The sequence below is a fragment of the uncultured Acetobacteroides sp. genome, from assembly GCF_963667355.2.
Taxonomy (GTDB): Bacteria; Bacteroidota; Bacteroidia; order Bacteroidales; family ZOR0009; genus Acetobacteroides.
The window spans coordinates 1,846,074-1,870,613 of sequence record NZ_OY763328.2 but is presented as its reverse complement, the minus strand read 5'-3'; the positions used below and the strand labels follow the sequence as shown (position 1 = coordinate 1,870,613).

The 24,540-nt window shown below is 47.6% G+C and carries 18 protein-coding genes; 7 read left to right on the top strand and 11 right to left on the bottom strand.

Annotated features, from left to right (window positions below):
- Positions 1-343: 343 nt before the first annotated feature.
- The 4 genes from ACHZA1_RS07740 to ACHZA1_RS07725 form a co-directional block, all read right to left on the bottom strand.
- Complete coding sequence (locus ACHZA1_RS07740; protein ID WP_320054663.1) at positions 344-2,476, bottom strand: S46 family peptidase; 2,133 nt, start codon at positions 2,474-2,476, stop codon at positions 344-346.
- 188 nt (positions 2,477-2,664) lie between these two features.
- On the bottom strand, positions 2,665-3,303 hold the full coding sequence (locus ACHZA1_RS07735; protein ID WP_320054662.1) for a ribonuclease HII: 639 nt from the start codon (positions 3,301-3,303) through the stop codon (positions 2,665-2,667).
- A complete protein-coding gene (locus ACHZA1_RS07730; RefSeq protein WP_320054661.1) occupies positions 3,273-4,397 on the bottom strand; it encodes a glycosyltransferase family 1 protein in 1,125 nt (374 codons plus the stop codon). The genes ACHZA1_RS07735 and ACHZA1_RS07730 overlap by 31 nt, the downstream gene beginning before the upstream one ends.
- A 612-nt stretch (positions 4,398-5,009) precedes the next feature.
- On the bottom strand, positions 5,010-6,875 hold the full coding sequence (locus ACHZA1_RS07725) for a carbon starvation protein A (protein ID WP_320054660.1): 1,866 nt from the start codon (positions 6,873-6,875) through the stop codon (positions 5,010-5,012).
- A gap of 1,358 nt (positions 6,876-8,233) precedes the next feature.
- Between ACHZA1_RS07725 and ACHZA1_RS07720 the strand changes: the two genes are divergently transcribed.
- Together ACHZA1_RS07720 and ACHZA1_RS07715 are read left to right on the top strand one after the other, a co-directional pair.
- Positions 8,234-9,742, top strand: a complete 1,509-nt coding sequence (locus tag ACHZA1_RS07720) for a hypothetical protein (protein WP_320054659.1) — start codon at positions 8,234-8,236, stop codon at positions 9,740-9,742.
- 357 nt (positions 9,743-10,099) lie between these two features.
- Positions 10,100-10,759 carry a hypothetical protein gene (locus tag ACHZA1_RS07715; protein ID WP_320054658.1) on the top strand — a complete coding sequence of 220 codons (660 nt, stop codon included), beginning with the start codon at positions 10,100-10,102 and terminating at the stop codon, positions 10,757-10,759.
- A 101-nt stretch (positions 10,760-10,860) separates the two neighbouring features.
- Here ACHZA1_RS07715 and ACHZA1_RS07710 read toward each other — a convergent pair whose 3' ends face one another.
- Both ACHZA1_RS07710 and rlmH read right to left on the bottom strand, forming a co-directional pair.
- Positions 10,861-14,529 carry an ATP-binding protein gene (locus ACHZA1_RS07710; RefSeq protein ID WP_320054657.1) on the bottom strand — a complete coding sequence of 1,223 codons (3,669 nt, stop codon included), beginning with the start codon at positions 14,527-14,529 and terminating at the stop codon, positions 10,861-10,863.
- The gene (rlmH, locus tag ACHZA1_RS07705; RefSeq protein ID WP_320054656.1) at positions 14,504-14,977 is read right to left on the bottom strand and encodes a 23S rRNA (pseudouridine(1915)-N(3))-methyltransferase RlmH; all 474 of its coding nucleotides are present in this window, start codon (positions 14,975-14,977) and stop codon (positions 14,504-14,506) included. Before rlmH ends, ACHZA1_RS07710 begins: the two co-directional genes overlap by 26 nt.
- Before the next feature lie 382 nt (positions 14,978-15,359).
- On the opposite strand from rlmH, the gene rplM reads away from it, so the two are divergent.
- The 4 genes from rplM to tsf all read left to right on the top strand — a co-directional run bounded on the left by rplM (position 15,360) and on the right by tsf (position 18,044).
- Positions 15,360-15,815 carry a 50S ribosomal protein L13 gene (rplM, locus tag ACHZA1_RS07700; RefSeq protein ID WP_320054655.1) on the top strand — a complete coding sequence of 152 codons (456 nt, stop codon included), beginning with the start codon at positions 15,360-15,362 and terminating at the stop codon, positions 15,813-15,815.
- Between the two features lie 5 nt (positions 15,816-15,820).
- Complete coding sequence (rpsI, locus tag ACHZA1_RS07695) at positions 15,821-16,210, top strand: 30S ribosomal protein S9 (protein ID WP_320054899.1); 390 nt, start codon at positions 15,821-15,823, stop codon at positions 16,208-16,210.
- Between the two features lie 153 nt (positions 16,211-16,363).
- The gene (gene rpsB, locus ACHZA1_RS07690; RefSeq protein WP_320054654.1) at positions 16,364-17,185 is read left to right on the top strand and encodes a 30S ribosomal protein S2; all 822 of its coding nucleotides are present in this window, start codon (positions 16,364-16,366) and stop codon (positions 17,183-17,185) included.
- A 34-nt stretch (positions 17,186-17,219) separates the two neighbouring features.
- Entirely contained in the window at positions 17,220-18,044 is an 825-nt protein-coding gene (gene tsf / locus ACHZA1_RS07685; RefSeq protein ID WP_320054653.1) for a translation elongation factor Ts, read from the top strand.
- A 124-nt stretch (positions 18,045-18,168) separates the two neighbouring features.
- Here the strand turns inward: tsf and ACHZA1_RS07680 are convergent, their stop codons facing one another.
- Positions 18,169-18,387, bottom strand: a complete 219-nt coding sequence (locus ACHZA1_RS07680; RefSeq protein ID WP_320054652.1) for a hypothetical protein — start codon at positions 18,385-18,387, stop codon at positions 18,169-18,171.
- A 690-nt stretch (positions 18,388-19,077) separates the two neighbouring features.
- On the opposite strand from ACHZA1_RS07680, the gene ACHZA1_RS07675 reads away from it, so the two are divergent.
- On the top strand, positions 19,078-19,314 hold the full coding sequence (locus ACHZA1_RS07675; RefSeq protein ID WP_320054651.1) for a hypothetical protein: 237 nt from the start codon (positions 19,078-19,080) through the stop codon (positions 19,312-19,314).
- Positions 19,315-19,648: 334 nt separating this feature from the next.
- On the opposite strand, the gene ACHZA1_RS07670 is transcribed toward ACHZA1_RS07675, so the two are convergent.
- Genes ACHZA1_RS07670 through ACHZA1_RS07655 form a run of 4 tightly spaced genes read right to left on the bottom strand, consistent with a single transcriptional unit; the run spans position 19,649 to position 24,537 of the window.
- The gene (locus ACHZA1_RS07670) at positions 19,649-20,095 is read right to left on the bottom strand and encodes a hypothetical protein (RefSeq protein ID WP_320054650.1); all 447 of its coding nucleotides are present in this window, start codon (positions 20,093-20,095) and stop codon (positions 19,649-19,651) included.
- Positions 20,096-20,099: 4 nt separating this feature from the next.
- Entirely contained in the window at positions 20,100-21,029 is a 930-nt protein-coding gene (locus tag ACHZA1_RS07665; RefSeq protein WP_320054649.1) for a hypothetical protein, read from the bottom strand.
- Positions 21,029-24,121 (bottom strand): ATP-binding cassette domain-containing protein, encoded by a 3,093-nt coding sequence (locus tag ACHZA1_RS07660; RefSeq protein WP_320054648.1) that lies wholly within the window; start codon positions 24,119-24,121, stop codon positions 21,029-21,031. Before ACHZA1_RS07660 ends, ACHZA1_RS07665 begins: the two co-directional genes overlap by 1 nt.
- A gap of 35 nt (positions 24,122-24,156) precedes the next feature.
- Positions 24,157-24,537 carry a DUF1987 domain-containing protein gene (locus tag ACHZA1_RS07655; protein ID WP_320054647.1) on the bottom strand — a complete coding sequence of 127 codons (381 nt, stop codon included), beginning with the start codon at positions 24,535-24,537 and terminating at the stop codon, positions 24,157-24,159.
- Positions 24,538-24,540: the final 3 nt, after the last annotated feature.

The following is a 24,540-nucleotide window of genomic DNA, read 5'->3' as shown; positions in this document are numbered from 1 at the left end:
CGATAGCCTAACCTACCTCTGGCGATAGCCTAACCTACCTCTGGCGATAGCCTAACCTACCTCCATCGATAGCCTAACCTATCTCCATCGGTAGCCTAACCTACCTCCGTCGATAGCTTCACCTACCTCCGACGATAGCCTAACCTATCTCCGACGGTAGCCTAACCTATCTCCGTCGATAGCCTATCCTACCTCCGACGGTAGCTTCACCTACCTCCGTCGATAGGCAAACCTACCGACGACGATAGCCTCAGCTATCAAAAATGACATCCTCTACATCCCTATTGGCAAAAAAAAGGTCCGCCTTCCGGCAGACCTTTTTCGGTATAATGCTTTGGGTGGGTTACTCCACGATGTTCATCTCGTCAACCAGGTGCTTGGCGCCGGCAAACTTGTCCATGATGAAGAGCACGTAGCGGATATCCACGTTGATGGTGCGCTGCAGCTGAGGCTCGAAGGCGATGTCGCCGCTCATGGCTTCCCAGTTGCCGTCGAAGGCAAGACCGATAAGCTCGCCCTTAGCGTTCATGATGGGGCTACCCGAGTTACCTCCGGTGATGTCGTTGGTCGATAGGAAGGCAACCGGCATCTTGCCGTTCTTCATGGCGTAGCGGCCGAAGTCCTTGGCGTTGTAAAGCTCCTTCAGCTTAGCAGGAACAACAAACTCCCAGTTGGAGGGGTCTTCCTTCTCCATTACCCCATCGAGGGTGGTGAAGTAGTCGTAGTGAACGGCATCGGCAGGGATGTAGTCGAGCACGTTGCCGTAGGTGAGGCGCATGGTGAAGTTGGCATCGGGGTAGTGGGGCTTATCCTTATCCATCTCGAGCAAGCCGGCGATGTAGAGGCGCTGGCCCTTTCCAAACTTCTCGTTGAATGGGGTGATGTTTTCGGACAGCTCGCGGGCAACGGTGCTGATGCTTTGGGCAGCCTTGTAGATGGGGTCGTTCTTAACGGCATCAGCGGTTGGGTTAGCGAGAAATGCACCGAAGGCCTTTTTGTTGGCGAAGATTGAGCTAGCGTAAAGGTCGTTTACGTAGGCCTCGATGTTGTTGTTGTACTTCGACTCGATGTCGGCGTAAAGGGTAGGCAGGAACTTGGCAGGAACATCCTTCTTGTATAGGGTGAACATGGCCACGGCCACCTTCTTGTCGAGCGCCTCGTTGTAGTCCTTGTAGAAGTCGTTGGTAGACTCCTTAATTTTGGATAGATCCTCCTTGGCTTCTATCGCTTTCAGCAAGCCGGCGGCGTAGCGCGATGCGGCTCCGATAGCTTCGATCCCCCTAATGCTCTCGCCAATGTACTGGATGGCGCTGTTGTACTCGTTGCGACCTTCTACCGCCTCCTTGATGAGGGCTAGCGCGTTGCCGTAGGTAGCCACTCTTTCGGGCGACTGGTTAACCCAGCTGGTGAAGGCTGCCTCTTGTGCCTCCTTCTTGTCGTGAACCTTTAGGCGCTTAAGGCCGCGGCTCATGCCGATTGAGTTCTTCCAGTAGTTTGATGAGCTGGCATACTTCGATGCGTACTGGATGCGGATGGTGTCGTTGGCCTGCATATCCTTTATCCAAATATCCTGACGGATGCCGCGGATCTTGATGCGGTTGGGGTTGGTGATGCTGAGCACCTCGTTAATCTCCCAAGAGGTCATGTAGCGGTTGGTGCGTCCTGGGTGACCCATGATCATGGTGTAGTCGCCCTTGTTAACGCCCTTAAGCGATACGTTGAGGTGCTTCTTGGGCTTCAGCGGAACGTTGTTGGCCGAGTAGTCGGCGGGGTTGCCATCCTTGTCGGCGTATACGCGGAACACCGAGAAGTCGCCGGTGTGGCGGGGCCACATCCAGTTGTCGGTGTCGGCGCCAAACTTGCCGATTGATTCGGGAGGCGTGCCTACCAGGCGAACGTCGGTGTAGGTCTTGTACACGAATAGGTAGAACTGGTTGCCACCGTACATTGGCGTTACCTGTCCACGGATGAACTTGCCCTTGGTAACCTCCTCCGAAAGCTTCTTGCTGAGGTCGGCGATGGCTTTAACGCGGTCTGATTCGCTCATGCTTGGGGTAAGTACGTCGTTGAACTTGGCGGTTACATCCTCGATGCGCTCGAGGAAGGTAACGGTAAGTCCAGGTGATGGAATTTCTAGCTCCTTGGTCTTTGCCCAGAAGCCATCCTTTAGGTAGTCGTGCTCTACGGTGCTATGCTGCTGAATGGTGCCGTAGCCGCAGTGGTGGTTGGTGAGCACAAGGCCTTGGTCGGAGACGATCTCGCCCGTGCAGCCACGCCCAAAGATGACGATGGCATCCTTCAGGCTGCTCTTGTTGATGCTGTAGATATCTTCGGCCGAGAGTTTAAGCCCTGCCTTCTTCATATCCTTCATGTTGAGCTTTTCGATGAGCGGAAGTAGCCACATTCCCTCGTCGGCTCTAAGGGTGGTTGTGCCTAAAAGCAGCAACGCCACTAGCAAGAAGCTAATTTTCCTCATAAGTTGAGATTTTATTTATGGTTCTTAATTGTTCCTCTGGGTGATTAACAACTTTCAATTTGACACATCTTAGGGTGAAACCTTGTTGAAGGTCTCATGCTACCGACGTGTTTTTATTTTAATTGTTACATGTTCTTTTGAACCTCGAATGATTTAAAGACAATGTCGATTTGAACTTGTTCGATTACTTAAAAACTTAGCGACAGCTGCTCGTTGGTAAGGCGGAAGCTGCGGCGGTGGTAGCAGGTTATGCCGTTTTGGGCGATGGCCTCGCGGTGCTTCTTGGTGGGGTATCCCCGGTTGACGTCCCAGCCGTAGACGGGGTACTCGGTGTGCAGCTGCTCCATCAGCTCGTCGCGGAAGGTTTTGGCCAGCACCGATGCGGCGGCAATGCTGGCGTACTTACCGTCGCCACCCACCACGCACTGGTGGGGGATGTCGCGGTGCTTCTTAAAGCGGTTGCCGTCAATCAGCAGGAATTCGGGCTTAAGCTTTAGGTCATCGGTAGCCTTTTGCATGCCGAGTATGGATGCGTTGAGGATGTTGATCTGGTCGATGGTTTCGTTGTCGATAACGGCAACGGCCCAAGCAAGCGCCTGCTCGCGAATCTGAACCTTTAGGATTTCGCGTACCTTATGGCTAAGCTTCTTGGAGTCGTTTAGCAGCGGCATATCGAAGCTAGGTGGAAGGATGACGGCAGCGGCAACAACAGGACCTGCCAGGCAGCCACGTCCGGCCTCGTCGCATCCGGCTTCCAAAACTCCTTCGTTGAGGAAGGGGAGCAGGCCTTCGCCCTTTACTCTATTGCTTTTTGAATGGTGCTCCAAAGCGTACTTGCGGTATTATCCCAGTTAAACAGCTTGCCTCGTTCGAACGACTTTGCGGCCATCTCGTTTCGGAAGCTGTAGTCGTTGGACATCTTAATCATTGCATTCTTGATGGCGGTTATCGAGAAGGGGTCAACCAGTACGGCGGCGTCGCTGGCCACTTCGGGCAGCGAGGTTACCGACGAGGTGATGATGGGCACGTTGGCTTTCATGGCCTCGACGAGTGGAATCCCGAATCCTTCGAAGATGGGAACAAAGATGAGCGCCTCGGCGGCACCAACTGCCTTCGAGAGGTGCTCGTTGGAGAGCCATCCGGTAAAGATAACCTCCGACTTGTGGTGCATCTCGCGGTATATCTTCTCGGCCTTGGACGATTTGAACCTTGGGTTGCCCACCATCAGCAGCTTGTAGTTCGATGGCACCTCGTCCTTGAAGCGGTCGAAGGCGCGGAGCATGCGGCCCACGTTCTTGCGCGGATGGATGGAGCCAACATACACGAAGTAGGGGCAGCCATCGGTAAGATCGAAGCGGAGGTCGTCGATTTGCTTTTGGGTGAGGGGGGCAAATATAGGATCGGCGGCGTTGTAGGCCACGTCGATCTTGTGGGGCGATATCTTGTAGGTTCCGCAGAGGTCCGACTTCGAGAAGTTCGAAACGGTGAGGATGCGGTTGGCCCTTTCGGCAAAGCGGGGAAAGAAGCGCTGAAAGTATTTCCTTCTTGCCCAGCTTTCCAGCTCGGGGTAGTGCTCGAAGCTCAGGTCGTGGATTACGGCAACCTGCGCGGTGGGCACCGATAGCGATAGGAATCCGTCGGGGGCAACAAACACATCGGGCTTAATCTTCTTAAGCTGGTCGGCGAGCAAGATCTCGTGCCAGTACCACCACATGAGCGGATGCCTTGCTGGTGGGCTAATTACTATGGGCTCGACATTCTTGCCGTAGATATGGTAAGGCTCGTAGCTTTTGTCGAAGATGAAGTAGAACTGGTGCTCGGGGTGAGCCTTTACAATCCTGCTAAACGTTTCGTACATAAATCTACCTACTCCATCGCTGTTGCCCTTTAAGAGGGCTTTAGCGTTAACCGCTATTTTCATTGACCTTGGGTAAACAAAATTTGCTCAAATATAAGCTTTTCTAGGCTGATTGTGAATGGATAATTTTTTATGCTAGGGGTATCTTGTGGCTTGGTAGAAAGTCAGGAATTTCTCTTAAAAAATACAGAGTTAGCATCTAGTAGAGGCGATGACTTTATAAAGAGAAACTCATCTTCTTTTCTGTTCTTTTTGTAGGGCAAAAAGAACGAAAAACCCTTGGCACGAATTAACTCGCTCGGTCGCGGTGGAATGTCGCCATCTCAAATGATTGCTTCTAGTCCTTTCATCGCTGATGCGTCTATTGGCGCTGTAGCAGCTCCGCTCGCTCGAACAGAATTCGTGCCAGTCTGGTATGGCTGCGCCATGGTGTTTACGGGGAAACGTTATCCTACTTTGATTGGCTTGTCCGCCGTTGGTTTGTTGTTCTTCCAATAATCGTTTTATCCAAATTCTGAAAGCGAAATGGCTTGGTAGAAAGCGCATCGGCCTTCTGCCCCAAAACGTCTGGTACCCACCCCTACCCCTCCCGAGGAGGGGATAATGCAGCTAGGCTAAGCGTATCTGCTTAGCCTAGCTTCGCGTGCATCTGCGGAGCTATCTTCTTCCCTCCATCTACTTCTCGGCTTTCTGCTTCTGGGCATCCTCCGGTAGATCGACGGGCGCAAGTAGCGGAGCCTTACCCCTAAAGGCGCGAATCCAGATGGGTAGGGCATCAGCAATAATTACAACTACGCTGATGAGGATTACCCCGGTAAGCAGCAGGTTGATGAGGCCGCTGGTGAAGGTGGCGGGGTCGAGTACCTGCGGGATGTAGAGGTTGATGGTGTTGAGCGCTCCGGCGTAGATGGTGGTGACGCCCACAAAGGCCATCGGAACGAGGGTGATCCAGGCGTACCGCTTCTGGCCCTGGTTGATGAGGTAGGTGGTGCCCACGGCTAGGGCGATGGTGGCGAGCAGCTGGTTGGCGGTGCCGAACATCGGCCAGATGGTGGAGACGCTTCCGGTGTAGATGAAGTATCCCCAGAAGAAAACCACCAGCGCGCTGGCGATGAGGTTGCCCGGAAGCGACGACGACTTACCGAAGGGCTTGTACACCTTGCCCATGATGTCCTGGAGCAGGAAGCGGGCGATGCGGGTGCCGGCGTCGATGGTGGTGAGGATGAAGAGCGCCTCGAACATGATGGCGAAGTGGTACCAGTACGACATCAGGCGGTCCATCCCCGGAATCCTCGAGAAGATCTCGGCCATGCCCACGGCCAGCGTCACGGCGCCCCCGGTGCGTCCGGCGATGTTCTCGCCTACGCCCTGGGAGAGGCGTTGGAAGTCGGACCCGCTAAAGCCCATGGCGTGCAGCTGGGGGAGCAGCTCCTGGTACTTCTCGGGCGATAGGTTGATCTGAAAGTAGTCGAGCGGAAAGAGGCTGGCAGCGGCAATCAGCGCCAGGATGCTAACCACCCCCTCGGCGAGCATGGCTCCGGCGGCAATGGGGCGGATGTGTGACTCCTTCATCACCATCTTGGGCGTGGTGCCCGAACTGATAAGCGCGTGGAAGCCCGATATGGCTCCGCAGGCTATGGTGATGAAGAGGTAGGGGAACAGCGGTCCCTTAATGATGGGCCCTCCGCCGTGGATGAACGCCGTAAAGGCGGGCATCCTGAGGTCGGGCGCCACAACGATGATGCCCACGGCCAGCATGCCGATAACGAAGAGCTTCATGATGGAGCTGAGGTAGTCGCGGGGCGAAAGCAGCAGCCATACGGGCAGCACCGAGGCCACAAAGCCGTAAAGGGCTAGGACGATGGTGAGCTGCTTGCGGTCGAAGGTGAACCAGCTTTCAAAGGGGGAGCCGGGGATGAATCTTCCGAAGATAACGGCGCCGCTAAGCAGGATAACGCCGATGACGGTGGCCTCCACGGTCTTCCCCTTGCGGAAAACGTACATCCACACGCCCATAAGGATGGCGATGGGGATGGTGCTGGCGATGGTAAAGGTGCCCCACGAGCTCTCGGCGAGGGCGTTCACCACCACCAACCCGAGCCCGGCCATGGCGATGATGATGATGACGAAGGTGGCGATGGTGGCCGTAACCACGCTGCCCGTCTTGCGGATCTGCGAGCGGACGATCTCCACGAGCGATTTCCCGTCGTTGCGCACCGAGGCGGTGAGGATGACGATGTCGTGCACGGCCCCGGCCATCACGGCGCCCACGAGCATCCACAGGAAGCCTGGGAAGAAGCCGAACTGGCAGGCGAGCACCGGTCCTACCAGCGGTCCGGCCCCCGCGATGGCGGCGAAGTGGTGCCCGAAGAGCACCCACTTGGTGATGGGGAAGTAGTTTTGCCCGTCGTAGAGGCGGCCCGATGGGGTGGCGATGCTGTCGTTGAGCGTTAGCACCTTGGCGGCCATGAATCCGAAGTAGAAGCGGTAGGCGAGGGCGAAGATGGCCAAGGCGGCAATAACCAGCGGCATTGCGTTCATAGTCCTAGGTTTAGATTTGTTCGTACTGTTGTAGCAGGCGCAAATATAGCTGGTAGGTGGGGCTTTTTGTTCGCTAGGGTGCGGGATTGAGGTGAAGGAATTCGAAAAATTGGTAGTTACTCAGCATCCATACAGGGGAGGTGCGGGCAAAATGTGTTCGGGGGCGTTAGATTTTTAACGCAGAGAGGCGGAGACAAAGGGCCGCATTTTAGTGCTTAATGCTTATCGAATAAATGGGGGCAAATCACAGAAGGCAATCAAGGGTGGCTTGGTATTAGGCTTCCTTTTGCTGGTAAGAGGTGGCGAAACACCTTCGATTATCGCTATGTACCTGTTTCTCTTTGTAGACTGTACCGAGTCGCTGCGACGATTAAGAGTGTTGATTTAGCTGTAGGTAGTAATTATGAAGCTAAAAGTGACAGACACGGAGCTAAAAGTGACAGACACGGAGCAAGAAGTGACAGATACAAAGCTAAAAGCTACAGACACGAGACCAAAAGTGACAGACACATAGCTAAAAGCTACAGGCACGAAGCCAGAAGTGACAGACACGACGTTAAAAGCTATAGGTACGAAGCTAAAAGTGACAGACATGGAGCCAAAAGCTACAGGCACGATGCTAAAAGCTACAGGCACGAGGCCAGAAGCTACAGAGGCGAAGGCAAAAGCTTGGGGACGGCTATCAGAAAAAGGAAGGCGGAAGCGACCTTTGGGGGGACTTCCGCCTTCTATGCCATGGGCGATGCGGCAATGCTCGGAAGCCGAGAGTATGGAGCCACTGGGCTATTCGTTTCTAAAGTCGATCTTGGCCACCTGCTTGTACTCGGGGCTGGTAGCGCCAAATAGCGACTTGATGTAGGTTTTGGCATCGAGTGCTACATCTACCAGGCAGGTTTCTGAGGTGCTGGTTATAATAATCTAGGTTTAAATGTTGCACTTAAGCATCGAAACGATCTAAAGCTATAAACTTTGGTTAACATCGCCATGACTTTGTATGACTGTTTTTAGCTAGATGAAGAGGTTGTTCCTGCTATGTGGCTCTGGTGGCGTATAGAGGCTTTTTAGGGGTGAACTTTTTAACTTAAACGATGGGAAGGGTGGGGGATTTTTGGTAGGTTTGGGGCGCTAAAAAAAATCTACGTTTAGCAGTAGAACGATAAAAACACAGATTCTAGAAATAAGTATTGGTGAAAAATAAAGTTATAGAGCAAAAGTTGATGGGGTTAATGTTTATAGCTTCGATTGTAGGTTGTTTTGGGTGGATTTGTTTGATCAAACGAAGTAGGATTTTAGAGCCTTAAAAAATTATCACTAAGCTTAGTTGTGGGTATATTCTTATTTTAAATAAAATCTCTTTGATGAAAAATGTACTATTCTTAGTGGCATTGATGCTTTTGCCATTACCGTTTTATGGGCAGAAGTTGGTTGCAAAAAAAGACTTTTCGAATTGGACTCTTTTTTCTGATTCTTACGACCGCCCTCAGTATAAGCCTACAGGCGATGGTAGATTTATTGCTTACTACCGAACCTCGCTTAACGATTCGGGCATTATGCTTTTGGATAGCAGCCTAAACGTGCAGAAGAACATTAGCCTTAAACTGACAAAAAACAGGGTCGTGCAGTTTAGTTCTAAAGACTACCAAGACCTTCTTAGCTACCCATTAATGCTTTATAGGCAGGATAATAACTCCGTAGTCTTAGTTGGGTACGTTAAGAATTCGCGGAAGGGTTATTCTGTGATAGGGCTTACTTATAGCTTAGATCGCGAAGAACTTATTCAAGTAGATACCCTTCGGAATACAAAGGGGGATAATATCATTACGATGAGTTCAAAAAACGACAAGTACTTCCTTGTTGGTGAAAAGATACAAGACTATAGAGACTCAAAAGACGCATCAAGGATGACGTTTGACGTATTTACTCCCGACTGTAAAAGACTCTATTCTGCAAAAGTTGCCTATTCGGAGAAGGGGGAGAGCAACCTATTTCTAACGCAGAATGGCGAACTGGTGCATTGCTATAAGGACGAGGTGGATCGCAAGGAGTGCTACATGTTTTCGAAGTATAGCAGGGCAGGCTTACTAGAGGGGAGCGCTCACCTGCTTCCGCTGAAAGAGGATGAGGGAGAACTTGGGTTTTGTCATTTCATTGAATCCCCCAAAAATGAGCTGTACTGCGTATGCTCGAAGGGTGAAAATAAGCTGAAAGGTGTCACTGTCATAGGCTTCGACTTTTCTAAAGGTACCTGTAACCGGATCGTGGATAAGACCTACGACAAAGAAGCGCTTGTAAAGATGTATGAAGCCGCAGACATCAGCCATTCTATGGTTAAAGCTAGCAAAATGAAGCCCGTGAAGAAACTCAAGTATTTTAGGGTAAACGCGTCGCTTGTTGACAATGATGGCTTCTACGTTGTGCTCGAAAATTTCGAAGTAGAAAGCAGTACACGTTCCTCTTTTACCACTTACTACCTTTCTAGTTCAGATCTTATCGTAAACGGATTTGATAGGAGTGGAGCAGAAAAATGGATTACCCCTATTAAGCGGAAGGCGAAAGGGGTAATGGGTTTCGGAAGTTACTATGCTGGAGGTGGAACTGGCGTTTATGCTAAGGCAGAACTTCAGGGTAGTTCTATTAGCTTAGTTGTTCCAAGTCTAGATAATGTCTACGTAACATGGCTTAATACCAAAACTGGAAAGGACGTTGTTCCAGTTAAGCTCTTTGCTGAAGATAAGACTTACACGAATACGAATAGCTTACTTTGGCTAGATCCAGCACGTCTGATAGCAACTCCAATGAAAGGAATATTCTTTGTAATGAGTAAAAAGCAGGTGGAACTACATTCGCTGAAGCTTCCTTGTTTGTAATTGTAGTCGCTATTGGAGTAGGCCTTACTGAAGTTTGCATTTTTTCAAACGTAAAATCATAAAAGCGCAGCCGCACCACGGCTGCGCTTGCTGCTTTTGGTGGGGTGGGCTACTCGCCAAAGGCATTTTACGTTTATGTCGACTGGTGCCGAAGCTCCCGCTCTGCATTGGGTGCTTTGGAGGGAAAAGAATTTCACCAGCTAATGTTTGCTATATAGTAGATAAAAAACGCTAATTTTAAACGCTGTTTTTTAGCCTGCGCTTGTAAGTCGTTGCATCGATGCGGCGAACGTGGAAGCGGCAGGGGTAAGCGGCGGTTATCGTATCCTATTGTCGGTATAGCTTAATTATTTTGGTATGGTTACATTGATTTCTGATGCCCGAGCAGGTAGAGTGGATGGTAAGCTGTCGCTAAACGAGCTGTTCTCGAGCTACAAAATGGGCGAGATTATTGGGCTAGTTCAAGAAGCTGCTCTCGATGAAGCGTCGTTGTTTGGCCCCGCTTTCAGCTTGCTTCAAGCCGATAAGCGATGTGTTAGAGTTGGCGACAGCCCGCTTGTGCGAATTTTTAACACGAGGGTGCGCATTGCCTGCTTGCCCCAAGAGCCGTTTTTTCCAAAGAATGTAAAGGTGAGCCGGATGCTGAAGCTGGTATGCGGCGACAAGCGGGCTGCCCATGTTGCCGAAAGCAGCTTCGTTGGGCCGCTTTGGGATAGCAAGGGCTACCAGCTTACGGATGGGGAGAAGCGCTTGCTGGAAATCATCATGCTGGTGCACCTAAACGTTCACCTTGTTCTGCTGGAAGACCTCCTTGCTGGGGTCGACCCCTCGTATACGGATGAGCTGAAGCGAATCATAGTGGAGCAGTCGGAAGACAAGAGCTTCCTTATTGCCGGCGATTATAGGTGCATGACCGATATCTTGACCAGAGAAGTAGCGGTATTCGAAGTGCCCGTTCCGGTACCAAAGAAGACGAAAGTCATACATCTTTGGGGAGGTCCTGTCAATCTTGGATGAGGTCAACGGAGAATGGTGGCACACGAGTCACCGAGTAAGCGCAGCTGCACCACGGCTGCGCTTGTTGTTTTTTGTGGGGTAGAGCTGCATGCCATGCGCCCCTACGCGCTGGGCAGCTCGATGTAGAAGGTCGAACCCTTATCGACCTCCGACTCGAACCAGATGCTGCCGCTGTAGGCCTCGATCAGGTTTTTGCAGATGGCCAACCCAAGCCCCGTGCCCGACGACTTGGTGGTGAAGTTGGGGGTGAAGAGCTTTGGCTTCACTTCGTCGGCGATGCCCTTGCCGTTGTCCTTAACCGAAAGAGTTGCCTTGCCCGACTCCTCTCTTACGGTTATGCTGATGATGGCGGTTCTATCGTCTTCTACCGATTGTATGGCGTTCTTCACCAGGTTAACGACCACCCTTTTGAGGTGCTCGTGGCCTACTCGTACGTTTATGGGAATGCTGGGCATGTCTACCTCGAAGTTGAGGTTGGGGAAGCCGTCGAAGATGGGGAGTATTTCTTTTACGGCAGCACGAAGGTCTAGGACGGTGATCTGCTCGTCGAAGTTGATCTTAGCAAAATCGGAGAACTCGTTGGCGATCTTGGCCAGCGAGTCGATTTGCTCCACCTGCGATGCGGCAAAGCGGTCGAACTGCTCCAGCCAGCGGCTGTCGTTCTTGCCCTTGAGCATCATCAGGTACTGCAGGCTCAGCTTCATGGGGGTAAGCGGGTTCTTTATCTCGTGGGCAATCTGGCGGGCCATTTCGCGCCAGGCGAGGTCGCGCTCGTTGTCGGCCAGCAGCTTTGCGCTCGATTCAGCCTGTAGGATCATCTTGTTGAACTCCACGATCAGGTCGCCAATCTCGTCGTTTTGCTTGTAGGGGATGGGCTCGGGGTTCGTCTTGAGGTCGAAGATGCGCATGCGGTTGCGGATTTGTTCAAGCGGACGGGTAATGGAGTTGGATGTGAGCACCGCAATCAGAACTACCGGCAGCAGTAGCAGAATGAAGATGTTGGCGATGGTGATGGCGATGGTGTAAAGCTCCTTGCGGAGGTTGTCGTACTGCAGGAAGTAGGGCAGGTTGACGTAGCCGATGAGCCTACCGTTGCTGTCGAAGATGGGGGCGTACGACGAGGTGTAGGTCATGTTGCCGATCTGTTCGTTATCCACGTAGAATCCATCGTAGCTTAGGGCAAGGCTCTTAAATGCCCTTGGCGACATCTTGAAGCCTTGAAGTCCGTCGTAGAATATCTCGGGGCGCGAGGTGGCAAACAGCTCGCCCTTCTTGTCGTATAGGTTCACATCAACGTAAAGGTAGTTCGATATTTTCACCAGCTCGTCGGTGAGCGATTGGGTGTTTGGCGTGTAAAGTGCATTGTACACTGCGGGGATGGCGCTTTTCATCTTATCCTGTATGGTTTGCTCCTTGTAGGCCTCAAAGCGCTTGATGCCGTACGTTAGCGAGGCAACGGCCGTAAGGATTAGGGCTGCGATGAGCACCACCACAAACGAAAGGGTTATCCGTCCCTTAAAGGTTTGTAGCGATAGGGTATCGTCGAGGGGGAATCGGCTAAACTTTAGCACCAGCAATCCGGCAAACACCAAAAAGATGAAGATGTAGGAAAAGCAGGAGGCAATATCGAAGAGGTTGAGTATTGGCCGCGATATCACCATCGTGTTGTACTGGTCGAAGCGGTAGTAGAGGTTGGAGTAGCCCTTTTGCTGGCGTACATCAATGCTGTCTTCCCGGCTTGGTGGCGTAATGATGGAGGGGTAGGAGTAGCTGCCATTCTTGGCAACCAAGCTGCTATCGAAGTAGTGGGCGTACTCGTAGTACTTGGAGCCCTTGATGCGCGGTTCGTTCTTTTTGAGCAGCAGCTCGGGGTACCCAGGGTTGTTGCTGATAGTTTTTAGGTTGAGCTCGAGGTAAAGCGATGTGAGGCCTTTGGTGCAGAGGTAGTCTATACGCCCGATGTACCATATCTCACCAGGGAAGTTGCGGATCAGGTAGAAAGTCGAATTATCAACCTTAGTTCCCTTCTTTTTGAACAGATCATCGAAGTACTTCTGGCAGCTGGTGGTCTTCTTCTCGTTAGGTAGGAAGAGGTTCGCCTTTATCGGGCAGATGGTTATGCGAAGGTTGTACTTGCTGAAGTAGCCCTTAAGCACATTCTTTCGGATGTACTGGTAGATGATGCTGTCGTTGGCCGAAGGGTTGTGGATAAGCTGGTGTATGGTTTTGTCCCTAACAACCAGCTCCGAGATGTCGGGCAGAGCAGCTTCGAGGATGGGGTCCTTCTCGTTGTAAAGCGATTCGGCGAATTCAATCCGGTTGTGCTCGTCCTTAGCTACCACAAAGAGGCAGATGATGGTAGATGTTGCAACTGCCCAGATTATCAGAATTAGCGAGATGTCGCGAATGCCAATCCGCATGTATGCCTTAAGCCTGAAAAGGAAGATGGCGTAGGTGAGGATCGATGCAGCAGCGAATACGCCAATCGAAATATCAGTGCGGGCATAAATGCCTAAAATAACGAGAAGCGGTAGCGCAAGGATTACCGCTTTTGTTCTTGTCGAGATGTTCCTGAAAAGCCTGAAGAATAAATTAGATAGAAGGACTATGCTAACTATTAGCAGCGAAATGGTAAGGTAGATAATCAGCGAGTAGCGGCTAATCTCAGATATCTTTATTACGCCAAACGAAACGGCGGCATTGTTTACCAGGCTGTACACCAGCATGTGAGTTGCCAGCGCAATAAGCGATATAAATACCGACAAGCAAGCAGCAAGTGGTTTTAGAAGATACTTCTTCTGAATCTTGTAGTCGACATAGTGCGCGTAGATGGTCGAGCTGAACGAGATGAAAATAAGAACATAGGCTGCAAGTACCGCGAGCGAGGGTGTAACGCTAGAGGCGTAGAGATCGGGCGAGAAGAAAATCAGCGATGATGGCGCCTTGGCTAGCATGTTAACAAGTAGAACACAAGTGGCGCTCCATCCTATCAATGAGAAGAAGAATAGTCGGATTCTTTTCTTAAACGAGATGGATTGAATGATGAGCCATCCCCCAACAATGAGGAGAATGAGGGATGCGTAGACGAGAAGATCCTTAGTCGGATTCTCCGTTACGATGTTCTTTTCTTTTTCAAGTATAAAGAGGCTGTCCTTTCCTAATCGAACGGTCAGCGTACTTTTTGTGTGTGAGGTGGATTTAGAGTCTTTGCTAAGCTTAATGTATGGAGGTATCCCTAGGATTGGGTTGAACCGATTCTCCAGAAATCTATTGGTAAACCGATAGCGCTTTTGGACCTCGATGGTAATAATAGCCGATTTTCCCTTGTGCTTAAAGCGGGAGGCAAGAAACCATCCATCGTTGAACGCATACAGGCGCATGGTGGTGTCGATGCGGGCAAGCATCGAGTCGGCAATGTTGGGAATGGTGCTCCATGCAACCAGCCTAGTGCTGTCGTAAAGAAATATCCCTATGTTTTCCTTGTTGAGTTTCGATATTGTTCTGTCGTCGAGAATGGCGAATGCCGCTTTTTGAGAGGTGTCCTTCGTGCTTAACCAAGTCTTCGCTATTTCGCGAAGCTGCTCCTTCTTGCTAAGGATGGTACTCTCAATCTTTTTTATGTTGCTGCCGTTGTAGGTTGAGAGACGAGGAGCAAATTGCGCCGCGAGGTATAGCACAGCAGCCGCTACGGTAATAGCGATGCCAACGAAAAACGTCTTCTTTCTCCGAATGTTTTTCCTTTGCTTACTTATGGTGGTAGGGTTCTCCATTAATAATCGTAAATGCTCTGTAAAGCTGTTCTATAAAAAGAAGTCGAACCATTTGATGGGAAAAGGTCATGGCAGAGAGCGAAAGCTTAGCGTTGGCTTTCGCGTAAACATCCCTCGAAAAACCGTATGGGCCGCCAATGACAAAGCTTAGCTTACGGGTTCCTGCAATCTGCCTTTTTTCGATAAGCTGCGCAAAATCGACTGACGAAAGCGACTCTCCCCGCTCGTCGAGTAGTATCACAAAATCGGAATCCTTAATCTGGGTGATGATTAGTTCTCCTTCTTTTTCCTTCTGCTGCTCTTCGCTAAGGCTTTTTGTGCTTTTCAAATCGGGAATAATTTTCATTTCAAACTGGCAGTAGAATTTTAGCCGTTTAAGGTAGATGTCGATTCCTTCTTGAAGATATTTTTGGTCGCTTTTCCCAATAAGCACTAAGTCAATTTTCATTGGTGAATAGATGTTTTTTTGAGGCTAAAATTAATATGCAGGAAATGAATAAATGCTGAAATAAATGCCGATTTACCATTCGTAAACTTGCCTCTAATGTAGCAAAAAGTTGCGATTGAACCAGTGGTAGGGCATATCGTTAAATATACCGCCTAATAGCTTGCAAACTTAGAATATTGCCGAAATGTAAGCAAGAATGTACCCCGTTTGAGATAATAAAAGGGGAGGGCTTGATAAATTGTTTGTTAAAATGTAATGATCAGAAAAACAAAAGAGTTGGCAAGCTTTGGTGCTTTTAAATATAAGTTGTACTTTTGCAAACCCCGTAAAGTGGGGATGGATCACAGTTAAAACAGGTATTAACCAAAAAATTACAGTAAAAGTGGACGCACTAAGTTACAAGACTGTATCTGTCAACAAAGTATCTGCTCCGAAGGAGTGGGTTTTGATAGATGCAACCGATCTAGTAGTGGGCCGCCTTGCTTCTCAAGTTGCGAAAATTCTGAGAGGTAAGCACAAGCCTTCATTTACTCCAAACTCTGATTGTGGTGATAACGTTGTTATTATCAATGCAGAGAAAGTGCGCTTTACCGGTAAAAAACTTACCGATAAGGTGTACGTTCGCCACACCGGCTACCCTGGTGGACAACGCTTTGCAACTCCAGTAGATATGCTAAAGCGTAAGCCTCTTTTTGTTGTAGAAAAGGCCGTTAAGGGTATGCTACCAAAAAATCGCCTTGGCGCTGAGTTGTTCCGTAACATGCATGTATATGCTGGTGCAGAGCACCCACACGAGGCTCAACAACCAAAAGTTATCAACGTAAAAGATCTTAAGTAATGAGCATGGAAGTTGTTAACACATTAGGAAGAAGAAAAGCCGCTGTTGCTCGTATTTACATGACTCCTGGGAAGGGTGAGATCGTAATCAACAACAAGCCTCTAGAAGTTTACTTTACAACTGGTGTACTTCAGTACACTGCTACCCAAGCCCTTTTGCTTACCAACCAACTTGGTAAGTATGACATCAAGGTTAACCTCGATGGCGGTGGTGTTAAGGGACAAGCTGAGGCACTTCGCCTTGCAATCTCTCGCGCACTTTGCGAAATTGACAACGAAAGCTACCGTCCGGTGCTTAAGGCTAACGGTCTTCTAACTCGCGACCCTCGTGTTGTTGAGCGTAAGAAGCCAGGTCAACCAAAGGCTCGTAAGAGATTCCAGTTCAGTAAACGTTAATTTTTTTCTTCCTATTTGTTGCAGTCTGGGTTTCAAACCTGCGAGACTACCTTCGGGTACTACTTGAGCGTTGCCCTACTGCGAAAAACTGACGAGACCATTATGCTACTCGGCAGTTGACGAAGAGGTTTTAAACAAGTAAAACACAAAAAAATGCCAAGAACAAATTTCAACCAGCTACTCGATGCTGGTGTTCACTTCGGTCACTTAAAGAGAAAGTGGAATCCTAAGATGGCTCCTTACATCTTCATGGAGCGTAACGGTATTCACGTTATCGACCTACACAAGACCGTAGTAAAGATCGATGAGGCTGCAAATGCCCTTAAGCAAATCGCAAAATCAGGCCGTAAGATTCTTTTCGTTGCTACCAAAAAGCAAGCGAAGGAAATCGTATCGGAAAGAATAAGCCAAGTTAATATGCCATACGTTACCGAGCGCTGGCCCGGTGGTATGCTTACTAACTTCCCAACCATCCGTAAGGCTGTAAAGAAGATGTCTTCTCTTGAGAAGATGTCTACCGATGGTACTTTCGAGACATTATCAAAGCGCGAAAGACTACAAATCACCCGTCAACGCGCTAAGCTTGAAAAGAACCTTGGTTCTATTGCTGACCTTACTCGTCTTCCAGCTGCACTTTTTGTAGTTGATGTTCAAAAAGAAGCTAATGCCGTTCGTGAAGCTAAGAGGCTTAACATTCCAGTATTTGCTATGGTAGATACCTGCTGTGATCCAACACCAATTGACTATGTTATCCCAGCTAACGACGACGCTTCTAAATCTATCAGCCTAGTTATCGACGTGGTTGCTTCTGCTATTCAAGAGGGACTCGAAGAGCGCAAGGTTGAGAAGGAAAAGGAAAAAGACAGCCAATCAGCCAAGGCAGACAAGCCAGTTAAGGCAAAAGCTAAGAAGGCTCCTGTAGCCGGCGAAGCTGAGGTTGAAGCTCCTGCTCAAGAAGAGGAGAGCGCTGAATAATCTGTTTTCAATAACCGATAAAAATATTTTAACAATGGCTATTACCGCAACCGATGTAGCAAAGCTACGTAAAATGACCGGTGCCGGGATGATGGACTGCAAGAAGGCTCTTGAAGAAGCTAATGGTGACTTCGAGCGCGCTCAGGATCTTATCCGCGAAAGAGGTAAGCTTATCGCCAGCAAGCGTGCTGACCGCGAAGCTACCGAAGGTGCTGTTATCGCTAAAACTACTGCTGATGGCAAACTTGGTGCTGTTATCTGCCTAAATTGCGAAACTGACTTCGTTGCCAAGAATGCTGACTTCGTTGCTCTTGCTGAAAGCATTCTTGATCTTGCTATTGAGAAAAAGCCAGCAACCCTAGCAGAACTTCTTGCTCTCAACCTAAATGGTCTTTCTATTGCTGATCTAGTAACTGAAAGATCTGGTGTTACTGGAGAAAAGTTAGGTATCTCGTTCTATGGAAAGTTAGAGGATAACTTCGTTATTCCTTACATCCACATGAATAATAAGTTGGCTACCTTAATTTCCTTCTCTAAGGCTGTTAACACTGAAGTTGCTAAGGATATTGCTATGCAAGTAGCAGCAATGAATCCAGTTGCGCTTGATAAGAGTTCAACTCCTGCTGAAGTTGTTGAAAAGGAGCTTCAAATTGCAAAGGAACAACTTCGTCTTGAGGGAAAATCTGAGGATATGATTGAGAAAATTGCCCCTGGAAAACTTAACAAATTCTTTAAGGATAATACCCTAATGGCTCAAGACTTCATCAAAGATTCTAAGATTAGCGTAGAAGCTTACCTTAAGAGTGCTGATGCTGAGGTTAAGGTTACAGGTTTCCTTCGCTGGTCGCTAAACGACTAAACGATCGTTTTACAGCATAATTTAGGGCTGCAGTAATGCAGCCCTTTTTGTTTAGTTAGGATTAATAAAAAGGGTACATAGAAATACTCTATGTACCCTTTTTATTCGTTTAATCTCAAGGTTTCTATCCTTGAAGTTTTGCAAGTTGTGCCTTAAGCCTGCTGATTTCAGATTCTTTTTTGCTGTTTCTGATGGCTACAATTTCATCGGCCAACCTGTCTAAATCTTCGAATGATTCGAGCTTATTGATAAGTGAAATGATAAGTTCAACTGGAGTTTGACGAGGTTTTCTTCCTCTTTTACCCTTCACTTTTTCAACTGGTTTTTTTGCTTGTGTATCCATTTTATCGAAGTATTAATTGTCGTTTTGTAAATATAACAATTGAAAATTAATTAATGTTTTATTTGTCGTATAAAATTACTTAATGCATATAAATATACTTATTTGACATGTTGAATATCTTTATTATTCTTGGATATAATGCTTATTTGCTGATTTTTTATTGACCTTTCTACTGGATGGATGGTTTTTTACCAAACGCTTTTTTGATATTATTAATGACGGGAGTACGAGTAAAAGCTTCACTAAACAATCATTAATTGGCAAGAAACTTTCTGAGAAAAGGCTATCTGTGCGACCGAGGAATATAACCTTCGGGCTTGGTTTTAAGGTAATGGCTAATCTTATGGAATGGAAAACTAAATACATTGCCTGATGTTGCGGAAGTTATAGCTTGTAGTTGTTGTTATTACTTTGCTCGCATAAATGCAAAATTACCTCGTTTCCTAAACTTGGTCTGTGGAGTATCCAATCCTTTCGGATTCATGTTTAGCAACCATTATAGATCATCTACGCCTATAAGGTTGTCCTTAGTTTTTTCTCAGAGTAAAGGAGAATCAACAACCACGTGCTGTTCCGTTCTTCCGTCACCTTTGCCCCGCTAGCAGCTCTAACCTAAAAGGAAGGCGTAATTCCTGCTTGCGAAAAAAAAGGATAGACACAGTTCCGTGAATAATCCCTGAGTAAATCCCAATGATTCCTATGGTTGGTTCCTTCTACGGTGTAGATGGCTCCTCTTATGGCACGGATGGCTCCTCCGATGGGATGGTTGGCTCCTCCGACGGCGCGGTTGGCTCTTTCGATGGCACGGATGGTTCTTCCGATGGCGCAATTGGCTCCTTCTACGGCACTGATGGCTCCTCCTGTGGCACGGTAGGCTCTTACCATGGCACAGATGGCTCCTCTCATGGAACCGTTGACTCTTTCTAGGGAGAGGAAACCTCATTCCGTTGCATCAGCAGAAGTTTATTGAGCTTTGGAAAGTGCAATTGTAGGGGGGCTACCAGCGGCTTGCCAGATAAGAACAGGTCTTTCTACATTTTGGGTGTGAGGGCCATCTTCGGGCTCTCCATTCAGCCGTTTAGTGGTTGTATCCTTATAGGGCACCATTAACCTATATTGCATGCGGGGAAAATCGCATGCAACTCTTCTAACATGATATGCCGAAGAACGAATTCTTGTATTCCGATCGGTAAAATGATTGTCGAAAATAGAAAAGGGATTCCATTTGGAATCCCTTTTCTGTTTCTGGTTTGTATCTAAATCAGAGTATTTTCACTAAATAAACGCCTAAGACGGCATTCCCCGCCATACCGTCCTTAAACTCGCAGAATAGGTGGTAGGGGCCTGTTTTGGTGCAGTTGAAGTCAATTACTTCCATTACCGTATCGGTGGCCTCCATGTAGCTGTTCAGAACAACTTTCCCGTTATCGTAAAGCTTGAATACACCTTGACCAGGGAAGTCTCTTGAACTTACTATTACAAAGCGATACTGAACATTTTTGGTGAGAACAATGGTAAACTTGCTTTGTGGGGCGGGTGTACCTTCAAGGAGCTTTATCTTGTAGTCCATTTGGTAGGTAACCTTGCTTGCCTTATTTGCCTTTTTACCGTTTATATCAAGCAACTGCTCCTCCGATTGGGCTGAGGCCTGATTTGCACCTAATAGGCAAACAAAACCTAGGATTATCGCTAGAAGTATTCTGTTCATAATGCTATTCCCCCAATAGTTTGTTTCGTACCTTTTGGGTACGCGCTGTGATTTCATTAATCTGCTTACTGGTGATGTTTATAACCGTTTTATCGTGTTGTATAACGGTGTATACGCCATTTATCTCTTTGTACTCTGGTTCTCCTTCCTGAACGCTGATGGTTACACCCCTGTAGGCCTCGTTGATGTACTCGAGATCCTTTTTCATCTCAGCCATTTCTGGATGGTAGGTATACCCATTGAGGACTTTAATTAGAAGTGAGATCAGGTTTTTTTGGTCGCCAATTGCTTCCTTAAGGCGGCTCTTTTGGTTAAGCCTGTAGAATTGCGTTATGTAGTGCATTCCTTCGATCCAAACGCCTGTAACAATGGCGGCACTAATGCTGCTTCGCTGGGTTTTGCGGAGGTATTGGTCGATTCGATTCATACTCTTGCGCGAGATGAATATTAGCGAGTCGACATTATCGTTGTTGGAGGCAAGTCTCTTGAGCGTGCTGTAATCGAAGAATTGTCCCACCTTGAGCTCATCAGCAAGACCCTTTACGGTAGATATGTAGCTAAGGACATGCGAAGTCTTACCGTAGAAGTTCAGGTAGCCCAAGTCGGCACCGTAAATTCCGAGTGCGGCTGCTTGCGAGTAGCTGCTGTTGAAGCGATCGACATCGTCGTTGGATGCCAGAAGAGTGCTGTTGAACGGAATACCAAGGCTTTTCAGCATGGCAATGGTTTCGATAGGAGAACCTAGGTTTTCCACCATATGGTCTACCATATCCTTAGTCTGGTCTAGCGCCTGTTCGCCATGGGTAGTATCAGACGATACTAGCGAATCGGGCATGTCAAATTCATTCTTTGCCTTCTTTGCCGTGTCCGACATGCAGGAGTAGAGCAGGACGGAAAGGATAAGAAGAGAGCCAACTCTTTTAATTATTCCCATTAATTCTCAGCTTTACTTTGGTTTTTTAACAATGCTAGCTTATGTGGAAACGAAAATAACAATTTTTTCGGTAGTTCAAAGTAAAGGGTAATAAAAAAGATTAGTGACATAAACCAGATTACGCAAATGTTGAACCAATATGTGTCTATGAATCTGCCTGCAAAATACTTCTGGGGTGCCAAGAAATGCGAACGGAAATCGAAGAATCCTTTGGGCGATGGATCTTTGAAGATGGGTTCGTATTGTTGAATGAGCTCATCGTCGAATTGAAGTATTTTGTTCTTCTCGAATGGGCGTTTTACCAAATCGGTAATGCTTTCGTTGTGGTATTGTGCACGAAGGTCGTTGTACACCTTTTCATTCTTACTAACCATGAAGGAGCGCAATGCCTCTTTTTTCCCGTTGTATCTGGCAAATACCTTTCCGTAGTAGGTTATGAGCCTATCCGTATGGCTGTATGCAGCCTTGTTTACGCCAGCGTTGTAGGTTGATGGTGTAAGCATGCTCATATTGGCAAACCTTATTTCTGGAACTGCTTTCGCTTCAAGTGCAAAGGCACGGCGAAGTACGGCGATGTTATCTGCGAGTAATTCTTTGCTTGCTGTTGAGTTCGGATTTTTTAAAGCTTCACCATTTTGGTCGAGGCGCTTTTGCAGCTCAGGAAGGTAGGAAACCAGTTTGTAGTTCGCCTTACTTTCTTCCTTATCAATGTCGTAGAAGTACTTTTCGAATTGGTTGTCCTTAAACTGCGATACCACAAGGGCTTCGTAACCCCACTTGGTTGCCATAAGGTCGGCGATGATTGGGACACGGTTGGTGCTGCTTATGCTGCGGTTCAGCTTCTCGAACGTGAACATGGCGCCGCTAAGCATCATCATCGGAATCATTATCAGCGGAATAACGATGTAGATGGTAACAACAGAGTTGAATGTCGCCGAAATGTTTAGTCCGAGCAAATTCGCAAACACGGCTGTAGAGAAAAGCACCAGCCAATAGGTAAAGTACATGTCTCTAATTCCAAGAATGGTGTTGGCAATTAGGACGAATAGCAATGTTTGAATTGCTGATAATGATAGTAGTATGAGAGTCTTAGAAAAGAGGTAACTTAACCTACTTAGGTTTAAGAACGATTCTCTCTTAAGGATTTTCTGATCTCGGAAAATCTCCTCAGCACTCAAGGTTAGCCCTACGAATAGGGCAACGATGATGGACATGAAGATGAAAATCGGAATGTTTTCGTTATCCTTAAAGATGTAAACACTCGATTTTGGATTGGCAATATAGCGTGTTACGTAAGCAAGAATAAAACCAAGAATAGGCATCTCGAGTAAATTCATCACTACGTATTGAACGTTGCTGATCTTGCTACGGTAGTCACGCATCATATAGATGAAGAACTGCTTTACCTTCGAAGGTATCTTTAGTGCAGATGGAGGTGCATTTTTAATGGTCTCCACCTTAGGCATCTTGATATTCTCCTTGTAGTGCTCTTCCCATTTTAGCGGCGATACTTTTCTAAGGGCTGTATAGCGACCAAACTCATCTACCACCTTTGCTTCTACAATGTTGAATATCAACTCTGGATTGACATTACCACAAGTTGGACATTCTCCAATGTCGCTATTGATTTGAGCATCGAGGCGCTTAAAGTACATTACAGCCTCTACGGGATTACCCTGGTAGATAAGATATCCTCCCGTGTCGAGGATAAGCATGTTATCGAACATCTTGTAGATATCCGAAGATGGCTGGTGGATAACCACAAATACCAGTTTTCCCTTTAGGGCAAGCTCTCGCAAGAGGTCCATCACGTTTTCCGAGTCGCGCGAAGAGAGTCCTGAAGTTGGTTCGTCAACAAATAGGATAGAGGGTTCACGAATTAACTCTAACGCAATGTTTAGACGCTTACGTTGTCCCCCGCTAATCATCTTATTTAGCGGACTTCCTACCTTTAAATCCTTTTGGTCGATGAGGCCAAGAAGTAGAAGTGTTTTATCAACTATGCTACGAACTTCTGCATCACTTTTATCTTTAAAGCAGAGTTTTGCATTGTAGTATAGGTTCTCGAAAACGGTAAGCTCCTCAATGAGCAGGTCGTCTTGAGGGATAAAGCCTATAATTCCTTTTAGCTCTTCGCTTTGAGAATGGAGGTTTAACCCATTGATCAGAACTTCACCTTCGGTTGGCTTTTCTATACCTGAAAGCACATTTAGGAGCGTGGTTTTACCAGCACCACTTGCCCCCATAATACCGATTAACTTTCCTTGCTCTTCGGCGAAAGAGATGCTGCGTAGACCAAGGTTGCCAGTTTTAAACTGGTAGCTGATGTTGCTTACTTCATATGAGAGCGGGGTGTAGTTCTCATCGGCCTTAAAACGGGCAAGAACATCTGAATAGTAGATAGGCTTTGCCTTAGGTAAACGGATAGTTGAACCGTTGGCAAAGAGGTATATGCGCTTGTTGTTAATCGGAAGACCATTAAGAAAGAGATCGTCATGGCCTGTATACTTCAGAAAGTAGAGTTCTACCGATTTTATCTGGAGTATGGCAATTATGCCTGAAAGGCCTTCGGAAAAGATTTGCTTGCCTTCTGTCTCTATCGTTCTGCTATGGACAGTGAGTACATCAGGCAAGTCTAACTTTTCGGGGGTATTGTTTAGAACAAATTCTTCTATCCCTTTAAACTCTTCCTTGGAAAGGTTGAAAACATCGGCGACGGTATTGATAATTGCCATACGCTGCTCCGAAAAGCGACCTTCGGAGTTTACCAGCTCGAAAAGGCGAACTAGAACGACTATTTTTTGTCGTTGCGTAAGCGTTTTGTTAATCTTTTTGCAGATGCCAAGAATACGTACGGAGTCCTTTACGGAAGTAAGTCGGCTTTTTTTAACTTCCTTTTCCTCTTCACCATCGGTTTCCAGTAGTCCTGCATGCTGGTCGAAGAGAGTGAGATACTCTTTAACCGCATCTTCGTTGAGCTGCTGAACTAAAAAGTTTTGTACATACTCTCGTTCCATGCGTTCTACCCCTTCGTCTTGCTTTACGATAAGGGCAAAAAGCTGCATCAGCGCTCTTAAGATTTCCTCGCTCATATTATCAAATTATCGCCAGCCAATTCTCAAATTTATTATAGGGAATATGCCTCCATTTCGAATGGTACATCTACGATATCGGCATACTCTTCGCCTGCTTCTTCCATGTCCTCATCGTCGTCAGGATAGCACCAGCGGATGGTAACATCAGCGCCATCTTCCTTCATGTGTTCGAATCGCATCAGGATATCGAGAAGTAGTTTGGAAGAAGCCGTATTAAAGTAAACCAACTTGAAGGTGAAAACGGTTCTTGGATTAGGATTTTGGGCATACTCGTCGAGCCAGTTAAGAATTGGCTCGTAGAAAGCGCTCACGTCCTCTGGAAGCGAGCGTCCAGAGATTTCGAAAATCTCATTGTTAGCATCCAGAATTACATTCGGAGTGTCGTCTGTTCCAAGTATTTTTATTGTTTCCATGTC

Coding starts and splice junctions, on each gene's coding strand:
- ACHZA1_RS07675 (WP_320054651.1), top strand. CDS start 19,078: ATGATTCCTATGGTTGGTTCCTTCTACGGTGTAGATGGCTCCTCTTAT.
- rpsB (WP_320054654.1), top strand. CDS start 16,364: ATGCCAAGAACAAATTTCAACCAGCTACTCGATGCTGGTGTTCACTTC.
- tsf (WP_320054653.1), top strand. CDS start 17,220: ATGGCTATTACCGCAACCGATGTAGCAAAGCTACGTAAAATGACCGGT.
- ACHZA1_RS07655 (WP_320054647.1), bottom strand. CDS start 24,537: ATGGAAACAATAAAAATACTTGGAACAGACGACACTCCGAATGTAATT.
- ACHZA1_RS07665 (WP_320054649.1), bottom strand. CDS start 21,029: ATGGGAATAATTAAAAGAGTTGGCTCTCTTCTTATCCTTTCCGTCCTG.
- ACHZA1_RS07710 (WP_320054657.1), bottom strand. CDS start 14,529: ATGGAGAACCCTACCACCATAAGTAAGCAAAGGAAAAACATTCGGAGA.
- ACHZA1_RS07680 (WP_320054652.1), bottom strand. CDS start 18,387: ATGGATACACAAGCAAAAAAACCAGTTGAAAAAGTGAAGGGTAAAAGA.
- ACHZA1_RS07730 (WP_320054661.1), bottom strand. CDS start 4,397: ATGAAAATAGCGGTTAACGCTAAAGCCCTCTTAAAGGGCAACAGCGAT.
- ACHZA1_RS07725 (WP_320054660.1), bottom strand. CDS start 6,875: ATGAACGCAATGCCGCTGGTTATTGCCGCCTTGGCCATCTTCGCCCTC.
- ACHZA1_RS07715 (WP_320054658.1), top strand. CDS start 10,100: ATGGTTACATTGATTTCTGATGCCCGAGCAGGTAGAGTGGATGGTAAG.
- rlmH (WP_320054656.1), bottom strand. CDS start 14,977: ATGAAAATTGACTTAGTGCTTATTGGGAAAAGCGACCAAAAATATCTT.
- ACHZA1_RS07720 (WP_320054659.1), top strand. CDS start 8,234: ATGAAAAATGTACTATTCTTAGTGGCATTGATGCTTTTGCCATTACCG.
- ACHZA1_RS07740 (WP_320054663.1), bottom strand. CDS start 2,476: ATGAGGAAAATTAGCTTCTTGCTAGTGGCGTTGCTGCTTTTAGGCACA.
- ACHZA1_RS07660 (WP_320054648.1), bottom strand. CDS start 24,121: ATGAGCGAGGAAATCTTAAGAGCGCTGATGCAGCTTTTTGCCCTTATC.
- rpsI (WP_320054899.1), top strand. CDS start 15,821: ATGGAAGTTGTTAACACATTAGGAAGAAGAAAAGCCGCTGTTGCTCGT.
- ACHZA1_RS07670 (WP_320054650.1), bottom strand. CDS start 20,095: ATGAACAGAATACTTCTAGCGATAATCCTAGGTTTTGTTTGCCTATTA.